Annotated in this window: 9 protein-coding genes; 5 read left to right on the top strand and 4 right to left on the bottom strand. The window is 48.2% G+C overall.

Translation table 11 applies throughout. From position 1 onward, the window contains the following. Positions 1 to 2: 2 nt before the first annotated feature. The gene (locus E7746_RS04765) at positions 3 to 1,001 is read left to right on the top strand and encodes a glycosyltransferase (protein WP_123396549.1); all 999 of its coding nucleotides are present in this window, start codon (positions 3 to 5) and stop codon (positions 999 to 1,001) included. 24 nt (positions 1,002 to 1,025) lie between these two features. Further along, a complete protein-coding gene (gene radC, locus E7746_RS04760) occupies positions 1,026 to 1,745 on the top strand; it encodes a RadC family protein (protein ID WP_123396548.1) in 720 nt (239 codons plus the stop codon). Between the two features lie 36 nt (positions 1,746 to 1,781). Here the strand turns inward: radC and E7746_RS04755 are convergent, their stop codons facing one another. From E7746_RS04755 to E7746_RS04745, 3 genes are all read right to left on the bottom strand, one after another. Beyond that, positions 1,782 to 2,561: a porin family protein gene (locus E7746_RS04755; RefSeq protein ID WP_123396547.1), complete on the bottom strand. Its 780-nt coding sequence runs from the start codon at positions 2,559 to 2,561 to the stop codon at positions 1,782 to 1,784. A gap of 22 nt (positions 2,562 to 2,583) precedes the next feature. Next, a complete protein-coding gene (locus E7746_RS04750) occupies positions 2,584 to 3,711 on the bottom strand; it encodes a PCMD domain-containing protein (RefSeq protein WP_123396546.1) in 1,128 nt (375 codons plus the stop codon). Positions 3,712 to 3,794: 83 nt separating this feature from the next. Then, a complete protein-coding gene (locus tag E7746_RS04745; protein WP_136410018.1) occupies positions 3,795 to 4,706 on the bottom strand; it encodes an alpha/beta hydrolase in 912 nt (303 codons plus the stop codon). 282 nt (positions 4,707 to 4,988) lie between these two features. Here E7746_RS04745 and E7746_RS04740 point away from each other — a divergent pair, with 282 nt between their 5' ends. Next, positions 4,989 to 6,482, top strand: a complete 1,494-nt coding sequence (locus tag E7746_RS04740; protein WP_238337334.1) for a DUF4925 domain-containing protein — start codon at positions 4,989 to 4,991, stop codon at positions 6,480 to 6,482. 362 nt (positions 6,483 to 6,844) lie between these two features. Here E7746_RS04740 and E7746_RS04735 read toward each other — a convergent pair whose 3' ends face one another. Continuing rightward, complete coding sequence (locus E7746_RS04735; RefSeq protein WP_107681949.1) at positions 6,845 to 8,650, bottom strand: IS1634 family transposase; 1,806 nt, start codon at positions 8,648 to 8,650, stop codon at positions 6,845 to 6,847. An 89-nt stretch (positions 8,651 to 8,739) separates the two neighbouring features. Between E7746_RS04735 and E7746_RS15075 the strand changes: the two genes are divergently transcribed. Both E7746_RS15075 and sppA read left to right on the top strand, forming a co-directional pair. Continuing rightward, on the top strand, positions 8,740 to 8,895 hold the full coding sequence (locus E7746_RS15075; protein ID WP_168184300.1) for a hypothetical protein: 156 nt from the start codon (positions 8,740 to 8,742) through the stop codon (positions 8,893 to 8,895). A 315-nt stretch (positions 8,896 to 9,210) separates the two neighbouring features. Continuing rightward, positions 9,211 to 10,962, top strand: coding sequence for a signal peptide peptidase SppA (sppA, locus tag E7746_RS04730; RefSeq protein WP_136410016.1), 1,752 nt, complete (start codon positions 9,211 to 9,213; stop codon positions 10,960 to 10,962). Positions 10,963 to 10,974 lie beyond the last annotated feature (12 nt).

The raw sequence follows: 10,974 nt of genomic DNA, 5'->3' as shown, positions 1-10,974 counted from the left end.
TTATGCCCGAATATTCAGTCATAATACCGGTATATAACCGAATAGATGAAGTGGATGACCTGCTTCAAAGCCTGTCATGTCAAACCGACAAGGACTTTGAAACCGTGATTGTCGAGGACGGCTCAACCGACCCATGTGACGCTACGGTTGAAAAATACAAGAAGCAGGTCGATGTAAAGTATTTCTACAAGGAGAACGAAGGACGCTCTATAGCACGCAACTACGGAATGGAGCGCGCCTCGGGACGATACTTCATCTTCTTCGACTCCGACTGCGTAATACCTCCCTTCTACTTCGAGAGGCTACGCAAGGCTCTTGCCGAGAAGCCCTACGACTGCTTCGGCGGACCCGATGCCGCACATGAATCGTTCTCCGACACCCAGAAGGCCATAAACTACTCCATGACATCGTTCCTGACCACCGGAGGCATACGCGGCGGCAAAGTGCAGCTTGAAAAGTTCACGCCCCGCACATTCAACATGGGATTCTCACGCCATGTCTATGAAAAGGTGGGCGGGTTCCGCGAAATGTTCTCGGAGGACATCGACATGAGCACCCGCATACGTAACGCAGGCTTCAACATAGGGCTTATACGCGACACATTCGTCTACCATAAACGCCGTGTCGACTTCAAGAAGTTCTTCCGACAGGTTCACGTATTCGGAATGTCACGCATCACCCTACACTTGCTCTATCCCGGTTCGCTGAAACTCGTGCACTGGCTGCCTGCCGTGGCCGTACTCGGAACCGTGGCACTGGTTCTGCTTGCGATATTCGTGAGTCCGTGGTTCCTGCTGCCGCTTGCAGTCTACCTGCTTGCGATATGGATCATGGCCCTCGCCTCGACACGCAGCATCAAGATAGCGACACTCGCAGTGCCGGCCAGCATAATACAGCTCGGCGGCTATGGAACGGGATTCCTTAAAGCCTACTTCAACAAAATCATCCTCGGCAAGGGACGCAACATCGAAGAAGAGGTGATGATGCGCAAAGGCAAGTAATCGTAAATTACAAAATACCATAACATGCAACCCGACTCTCCTCAAGCACGTGACTACGTGCTTATACAAGACCTCGCAGCCGACGACCGTCCGCGTGAAAAGGCAATGCGCAACGGCATCAAGACATTGAGCAAGGCCGAACTGATAGCAATAATATTCGGCAACGGCATCAAAGGCAAATCGGTACTCACCATGAGCCAGGAGCTGCTCGCGCGCAACGACGGCCGCCTCAGCACGCTTGCCCGCAAGTCGATAAAGGAGCTCGTAAAGGAAAATCCCGGCATAGGCCCTGCAAAAGCTATTGCGCTCGTCGCAGCCATAGAGCTTGGCATGAGGTGCCGTGACGAATCTCCGACCGAACGCCCGCGCATCACGGGCAGCAAAAGTGTGTACTCACTCATCCGCAACAAGCTTGAGTTACTCAATCATGAAGAGTTCTGGGTGATTGTGCTCACCCGCAGCAATCACGTGCTCGATATGTTCCGACTGAGCCAGGGAGGAACGGCCGGAACCGTGGTCGACTCAAAACTGCTGTTTAAAAAAGTGGTGGAATGTGGCGATGTAGCAGCTTCAATAGTACTCGCACACAACCATCCGTCGGGAACATTAAAGCCGAGCGTCGAGGACGACCGGCTCACCGCCAAGATAAAGGAGGGAGGCAAGCTGCTCGACCTTCAGGTGCTCGACCACATAATCGTAACGCACGAATCCTATTATTCATATAACGACGAAGGGCGATTGTAACATCGCCCTTCACCAATTATTTACGCACATTCTGCATCAGAATGCATATCCGAATCCCACATTAAGATATATGGGGTAGAGATCAAATGTTACGGTATTGAACGACTTCTTGAAAATGTCGTTGAATCCCCAGCTCAGATTGCCTTGAACCGAAAGGTGCTTGAACGCACGCCATGAGATGCCAGCCTGCAATCCCCACTGGAATGTACGCAATTCGTCGGAAAAATCGTAGGGAGCCTGCGAATCGCCCTCAAATGTTACTTTATTGCCCGTGGGATCGCCTTCGCGCAGATAACCGTCGTAGACATAGCCCGAAAACTCACCGTTCATGCCTATGCCGATATATGGGCCGAAATTCACCCTCACACGCTGACTGATCTTATAAACAGCCGAGATGGGCAGGGTGACGAAGTTACCGTGATATTTTGTCTGCACCTTACCGGTCCAGTTACCCTTCACACGGCTTCCGTCCTGAATTATCTCCATTCCGTAGTTCTTCACGGTGGCCTTAGTCTTCATTCCCTTGGATTCAAAACGCAATCCCACCATAACGCCCCATCGCTTGTCGTTGCTCAGCCATTTTGTAGCCGAAGCACCTATATGCAGGTTCAGATTAGGGTCGTAGGAATCAATCTTGCGTATCTCACCGGGAAGAGGAATTGGAGCCGTACCACCGATGTTTATTCCGGCATTTATTTCATATTCCAGATTGTGCAGCATCGACCAACGAAGGCCCGAAGTCATGTCGTCCTGTGCCTTTACAGTCACAGTTGCCAACAACGCCAATATAATTATAATGTATCGGTTACTTTTCATAATTCATTCAATTTTATCACGTTTATTGACAACCAAGTTCAACCTCGTCAATCAACAGAGTACTTTCAGGCGCACCTTCAAAGAGGTCACCATCGATACTTGATGCAAACACTATAGTTATGCTGTAGCGTCCGTCGGCCAGCTTGTCGGCGTCGATCTCCTTTCCGGGGCGCAGAACAAACGGCAGATTGAACTCGGTCCACTCCGTCTTCTTCACGCGGTCGGCATCGGCTATCTCGGCGACTGCTATGATGTTGGGATTATCCTCCGAAAGCACATTCTCGCCGTCAAGATAAAGCATGTCGGCAGTAGGCTCGAAGAACACCGCATAGATATTGAACTTGTCGACCTTGCCTTCAACAGGACGCATCTTGTCGGGGGCATCCTTGTCGAGCACATAGAACACGGGGCCGGGGGTGTACTTGTAGTATCCTTTCAGATACACCGGTATGCGATTGAACGGTGTGCCGAATTTAGTAGCCTTGAGCGCATTGGTCAAAGCACTGCTAAAATCAAACGTGCCGAGGAATAGATTACCGGCTGCGATAGGCTTGTTCATAAGGCTTCCAAAACCTCCGGTGCGACGCGTGGTAAGAGCAAGAGCCTTGCCCGTCTTGCCGTTGTCGACCTGATAGGTGGGGAATTCGTCGGGTTTACGGTCAGAACCCGTCATAGCGAATCCGGGGTTACCGCTCGCCCACACGAGAGTTTCCTTTCCTGCCGGGTCAAGCTCATAGAAGATGTCGTAGTTGCTTCGATTTACCGTGCCTATCTTGACATGCTCGAAGTCGTAACGGTAGTTGTTGAAATCGGCATAAGTCACGGTTACGGTGTAGAGCTTGCTCCACTCCCCGTCCTGCGATGTCACTACATACTTCTGAGGCGATGAAAAGTCACGCACCGTTCCGCTCGGCGGCTGAATGGTAGCACCGGGAGTCAGCTTGAACTCGGGAGCAAGTTCAGTGACATTGGTTCCGAACTTAACGACAAGCATCACCTTGTCGTTTTCTATTATGGGAGCTCGATTAAGCACATCACCCGAAAGAGTCACCGATTCTATATCGGCTTCGGCATTGAGCGGCTCTTCCCTTATGCACGACATGGCAATAATTCCAAGAGCAACACACAGTGCCCATTTGCACTTCTTCATTCTTTATATATTAATAAGTCCTTAAATACGGCTACAAAGTTAACTCATTTTCGTCAATGTGCAATATCGTGAATCGCGCCGCGTTACTTTCCGGTGACTTTGCGAGCCTGCTCAACGAAGAAATCAGTCATCTTCTTAAATGTTCCCTCATTGAATGTCACGGGGCCGTGCTGGCCTTCGGGTACAGTGATGAACTCGACAAGGTTGCCGTTTTTCTTCAATGCTTCGGCAAAGTATTCGCTCTGGCAATAAGGCACTACGGGGTCGGCATCGCCATGAATCACAATGAATTTAGGATCGTTGGCGTCGATGTAGGTCATGGGGTTCAGCAACTTGATCATGTCAAGGTTATCGGCAGGCGCACCGCCAATCAACATAGCCTCGGGAGAATCGGCACCCTTGGTTGTATTGCAGTTTTCCATGCGTGACATGTCGATAGGGCCAAACCAGTCAACCACGGCATTTACATCGCTGCTTGCCGATGTGTAGTCACCGAGATTGCCCTCGATATCGACTGTGACATCGCCTGAGGTCATTGTTTTCACGCCATTGGTGGTTCCGGCAAGCGATGAGAGATGTCCTCCCGATGAAAATCCGGTTATTCCGATAAATGAAGGATCAATCTTATATTTGTCGGCATTGGCTCTTACATAACGCACAGCGGCCTTTACATCCTGAATCTGAGCAGGATACTTTGCTTCAACACTTGCACGATGGTTTATTGACACAACGGCAAATCCGGCATCAAGTAATTGCTTGCCCATGGAGTCAAAAGCCATTTTCTTGGCATTGTTGGCAAACCATGCGCTACCGTATATCAACACCACTGCAGGATAAGAATCCTTCTTCACCGACGGAAGATAGATGTCAAGCTTGTGGCCTTCGATGTTGTCACCTACGTAATCAATGTCAAGCCATTGTGATTCGGCCGACTGTTGAGCCTGAATTGTCATTGCTCCGATGAGCAACAACAATGTTGCGAGTTGTTTTTTCATTGCAAACTATTTTTAATGCATGATAATATTCCCACAAAGATAGAAATAAATATCAATTTTTATTATATTTTCGTTATAATTTGCCAAATTTTTGCACTATCTTTGCGACAATTTGTATAAACCTAAACCGCAATCTCCCGGGAATGGAGATGAAAATAACCAATAATACAGGAAAAAGTTATGAAGAAACAGTTTTTTTATTTGATTGCCGTATTATGCTCAACTTGCATTTTTACCGCTTGTAGTGACGACGATCCATACGTTGCGCCTACAAAAGTTGAAATGTACACCGCAAGCAACGGTCTTAAGTACACATACGGAGGCACAGATCGCACCGACATAACTGTATTGTACACTCCCGATGCAACCGATCCGCAAAAGGCAACTCTAACCCTGTCGTCACTCGGCAGCAAAAGAAGCGAAAACATTTCAAGCGCTCCGCTTTTGTCACCCGGCAACATCGTGCCCGGCGCCAATGAGCTTGTAATCCCCGTGACATTGATTCCCAATGCCAACGAAGCTCTATTCAGCGGAAACGGCGAAACTCCGTTCTGCACTTACCGCTACAACGGTTCAGTAAGCGATGCAGGACTCACAATAGCCATCGACCAGGTGACTATGAAGGGCGCTCCCATCATCGAGGCCAAGACCTACACCGATAAATCAGGACTACAGCTCATGTACAATGACGCTCCCATGCTCGGCAAAGTGATCACATTCACCCCCAATCTTGAAAACCTCGAAGAGGCAACACTCACAATGCAGGGCGCACCGCTCGACATAAGCGCTATCATAGAGGGCATAGTACCTGCAGCCGACGCTTCGACCGAAGTAGGACTTCCCACAACAGGTGTATTCCCCGGCAATGTCACCTTCACCCTTCCGATAAAGATATCGGCCGACAACACCTTCAGCGGAAAGTCGGAAACCGAGCACTGCACATTCAGCTATTCAGGCAAGATAACCGAAAGCACCCTCAAGCTCGCCATAAGCGATGTCAAGCTAAAGAACGCTGCTCTTGCAGGATTGACGCTGAACGTTCCCTATGCCAACGAAGACTTTACTCTCGATCCGTTGCACTTCGTTTGGGAATCTGATACGGAAGTAGAACTTTTCCCCGGCTACGGCATACCCGTAAGCTTAATTGTTAGTATAGCATTGAGAATGCCGACAATCCCCACCGACCAAGTCGATGAAGAAGGCAATCCCGTATCGGTAAGCGTTACCGACATGCTGCCCACTGCCCTTAAGAGCATTACATTCGGCATCGACGGCAACATCTCAGCTGTATATGTCGATATCGAAAACGGAGCTACCGAGCCTACGACATCACCGTTGAACATTGCACAGTACATCGTAAACGACGACAACTCGATACAGGTGTTCCTCAACCCGGCTGCAATCATATACCACTCGATGGCCAATGCTCCCGAAAACCGCTCACGCGCAGTCGACATGGGCGAAATGATTGCTCAGCTCATGGGGATAGCCATGCCTCTGCTTACCGACGGTGTACCCGTTCAGGTGTCGCAGAATGCCGAAGACAACTCGATGGACATCTATCTCGGAACCGAATTCCTCGTTCCCATATTAAAGTGTGCATCACCACTGTTTGAAGATGAGGATTTTATCAATATGCTTCTTGAAGAAATGGCCAAGGATCCCACATTCGGTTCTATGGCACCTATGATGGGAGGAGCATTGCGCACCATGCCGCAAATCATCGACAACACAACCAAGATTGAACTGGGAATACATTTCCTGAAAGCTGAATAACATTTCATCAATCATTGACCCCACAAGCGGCTGTGCCATTTTTTTGACACAGCCGCTTTCACATGTATGTCTATCCTATATTTATACGAAAATGACTTAACCATACTACCGAAAAGGCTGACGACCTCGGCTGTTGTGTCGGAATTGTCGGCATTTTTCAAGCAACACAACGGTCGAAATCAAGAACGAAATACATGCAATTTTCGCAAATAATAACTTTATACAATAAATATTTGCACTACTGCATATAATCAATTACCCATCTTTTACAGTCCAAAAACGAGCAAACCCTTTTGTACATTGGCGTGAAGCCATGTGCAAAAGGGTCTATATATGTAGCACTGGAATGGGGTTATCTATATTTAACCTTTTTTAATATTAGCAATAATCTGTTTGATTTTCTGACGAGTAACAATCTCGGTGTCGAGTCTGAAGCCGGCTTTGGCATGTAGGTCATCGGTAAGATCATCCCGTGTGAAGTTAGGCTTGTAGCCTTCTCCCTTGACTATGTTCATAGTCATTGACCGTAGTTTCTCAATTATAGCGGAGGATGTGTATTTATAGTTCAGTTCCTTTTCCATTATTCTGAAGAGCAGTAGTGTGATAAAGCAGACAATGAAGTGGGCCCTTATGTGTTCCGCCGTCCAGACGAAGACGGGTCGACCCTTGAAGTCAGTCTTGATGACCCTGAAGGCATCCTCCGACTCCCAGCGGTTATGGTTCAGTTCGATGATTTTCGTCACATTGTCAGACAGATCCGTACATATCGCATAGAAGCCGTCATATTTTTCTTCTTCTGATATGGCGTCAAGATTCAGGGAGACGGTTCTGAATACCGCAACCTCGCCGTCTTCTGTGGCGTAGGTCTCGGAAAGGAACCTGTCAGGGCTCTTATAAGATTTGGTCAATGTCCTGTTTCCACGTGCATTGCTGTCAGCCTTGTCAATCTCGCGTTGACGCAGGAATCGGAGGTAGTCGCGGTATTTGTATGAAAATGTCACAATCAATCTTTGAGAGAACTTTGTCTTTTCATTGACAATCCAACGCTCGCGATAAAAAGTGCGGTCTCCGTAATAACGGGCAGTATCGGCATCAGTCAGGTCAAACTCCAGTTCATCCTCGTCTGCATCCCGGTACCGCTTGTCTTTTTGTACCGTGTCGGACTTTACAAGTTTCCATCCTGTCGGTTCCAGACACCAGTCCCTGAGATTATCCTCCAGTTTCTTTATTGACTGCACCGTTATGAATGATCTTTCTGCTGTGGAGTTATATGACCGGTTGCCTTCAGAAGAGAGACCTCCGTCTGTACAGACTACAATCTTGCTGACCCCCATCTTCTCAACTATAATCTTTTCAGTTGGAATCAAGGTAGTCTGTTCGTTGGCATTGCCGGGATTGATGCACATCGCAACCGGCATGCCGGAGTTGTCGATGAACATACCCATCTGTACGATGGGGTTCGGTCGATGTTCCTTGGAGACTCCGTACTTGCGTATACGTTCATGAACGTTCCCTTTTTTGTCTGTCACATAGTCCGGATCGGCAGATTCTCTCTCGAAAAAATAGTTGGTGCAGTCATAGTACATGACGGTCGTATCCCGTTCGACAACCTTTGACGAATTAAGGAAAAGTCTCTTCTGGATGTATTCACCGTGTCTGTCCAGGATATCCAGACTCCTGTAGATATGCTGTTTTTCTATATCAAAAGGCTCGATATAGCTTCCGCTCCTGCGATAATTACCTAGTTTTGAAGCCGGTCTCAAAAGCCGTTCGTAGACCATCAGCTCCAGAACTTTGTTGAAATCGAAGTCGAACTTATGTTTACGTGAGATTGCCTCGCATATCCTGTCCATCCCGACCTTATGGTACAGCCGTTTAAGAAACAGATATCCGCTCTCGCAACTCTGAGCCTCGCCTTTTTCAATAAGCTTTGTGGGCGACAGACGTGATATTATCACCTGCCGGCCCTCCTTCTCCTGTGCCGTAAGCCTGGCGATATATTCCCTGGCCCATTCAACAGGATCTCTGTCTCCGCATCTCTGACGAACTTCCTCAAGCGTTCCAAGGCGCTCATGGATTCTTGAGGTACTTTTGCCGTTCTTGTCCCTGTATGCCTTCTGTACATAAAGGATGGAAGTCTTTTTTGTCTTGGTTATTTTCAGCTTCATATTATGCCGCCCTGCCGTTGATTGCTACACGGTGCTACAAAGATAGTAATAAAATTTGACACGTGCAAGCGTGCCAGCAAAAAAGATTCATGAAAATGCAACTGTCAAACTACCGAGAAATGGCCAAGGATCCCACATTCGGTTCTATGGCACCTATGATGGGAGGAGCATTGCGCACCATGCCGCAAATCATCGACAACACAACCAAGATTGAACTGGGAATACATTTCCTGAAAGCTGAATAACATTTCATCAATCATTGACCCCACAAGCGGCTGTGCCATTTTTTTGACACAGCCGCTTTCACATGTATGTCTATCCTATATTTATACGAAAATGACTTAACCATACTACCGAAAAGGCTGACGACCTCGGCTGTTGTGTCGGAATTGTCGGCATTTTTCAAGCAACACAACGGTCGAAATCAAGAACGAAATACATGCAATTTTCGCAAATAATAACTTTATACAATAAATATTTGCACTACTGCATATAATCAATTATCTTTGTAGGGTATAGTGCCGTAGAAGACGCTGTGTATGACAAATTTCTAAACTAAGATGAAACAATTCTTTATTTATGTACTTGCAACCATAGCAGGTATTTGGATTACGATCCTGATTTCCATTTTGGGATCATTCTTAATGTTGATAATGATGATAGCAGCCGGTTCGGGCTCTTCAAGTCCGGAGATATCGAAGCACTCGATACTCCACATCAATCTTGACGGCTCAATCGAAGAACGTGCGCAGGGCAAATCACTTATCGATGAACTGCAAGGAATTCAAAACAATTCAATACCCCTTAACGACCTGATAAAATCGATCAGACACGCTGCGACCGACTCAAAAATCGACGGCATATATCTCGAATGTAACGGCGGAAGCGCCGGCACAGCTACTTTGGCCTATGTAGCCGAAGAGCTTGCCAAGTTCAAGGAATCGGGAAAATGGATTGTTGCCTACGGCGACGCCTACTCTCAGGGCAACTACTATCTTGCATCGGTTGCCGACTCTTTATGGCTTAACCCCATAGGTAACATCGACATTCACGGACTTGGAGGAAGCACACCCTATTTCAAAGGATTGCTCGACAAACTCGGAGTAGAGGCCCAGGTGATAAAAGTAGGTACCTATAAAAGCGCAGTCGAGCCTTACATCATGACAGGCCCGAGTGAAGCCAACATCCAGCAGATAAAAGCCTACATCAATCCCATTTGGGATTATATAAAGGATGGCATAGCAACCGGCCGCAATGTTGACTCGGAAACCGTAAACCAATGGGCCGACAGCATAATAGCCACCCAGAACCCCGCCACATTCGCCTCACGCAACGTGGTTTCATCACTGCTCTATCGCCATGAAGCCGAGGATTGGATGAAGACTGCTACCGAAACAGATTCCGACGAAAGCTTAAACCTGGTATCGCCCACCACCTATGCGGCATCGATAAAAGATAAGAAATCGGACAACAAGATTGCCGTGCTGTATGCCGTAGGCGACATTGTCGACACCGGCAACTCGGGCATCGTAGGCGCCAAGATGGCCCCGATGATTCTCGACCTGGCTGAAGACGACGACATCGACGCACTCGTACTCCGCGTAAACTCAGGAGGCGGAAGCGCATTTGCTTCGGAACAGATATGGGAAGCTCTCGAGCAGTTCAAGGCCAAAGGCAAACCCTTCTACGTGTCGATGGGCGATGTAGCCGCATCGGGCGGATACTACATCTCATGCGGAGCCGACAAGATCTACTGCCAGCCCGTGACACTTACAGGCTCTATAGGCATCTTCGGCATAATTCCGTGTGTAAAGGGACTGCTCACCGATAAGCTCGGGGTTAACGTATCGACCATCTCGACCAACCCCAACGCCAACCTCAGTCTTGCCGAACCCATGACCGAAATACAGCGTGCCGCAATGCAGCGTCAGATTGACCGCGGATATGAAACATTCGTAGGCCGCTGCGCCGAAGGTCGCAATCTCAGCGTCGACTCGATAAAGGCAATTGCCGAAGGTCGCGTGTGGGACGGCATGGCAGCAAAGCGCATAGGACTCGTCGACGAACTCGGCACCCTCAACGACTGCATCGAAGCCCTCGCTCTTGAGCAGGGTTACGACAAATATCAGATTGTAGAGTATCCCGACCCCAAGGGCGAATGGTGGGAAGAAATACTCATGGCATCAGGCAATGTCAAGGAGTCGATTCTCAACGAGGAGCTTGGCGAGGCTCGCCAACTCTACAATGCCATAAAGAAAGCGACACAGCTTGAACGCATCCAGTGCCGCATGGAACCTATTGTAATCGAATAACATAATGAGATA

It is taken from the genome of Muribaculum gordoncarteri (assembly GCF_004803695.1).
GTDB lineage: Bacteria > Bacteroidota > Bacteroidia > Bacteroidales > Muribaculaceae > Muribaculum > Muribaculum gordoncarteri.
The sequence above is the reverse complement of the archived record's forward strand: the minus strand, read 5'-3'. Positions and strand labels throughout refer to the sequence as shown.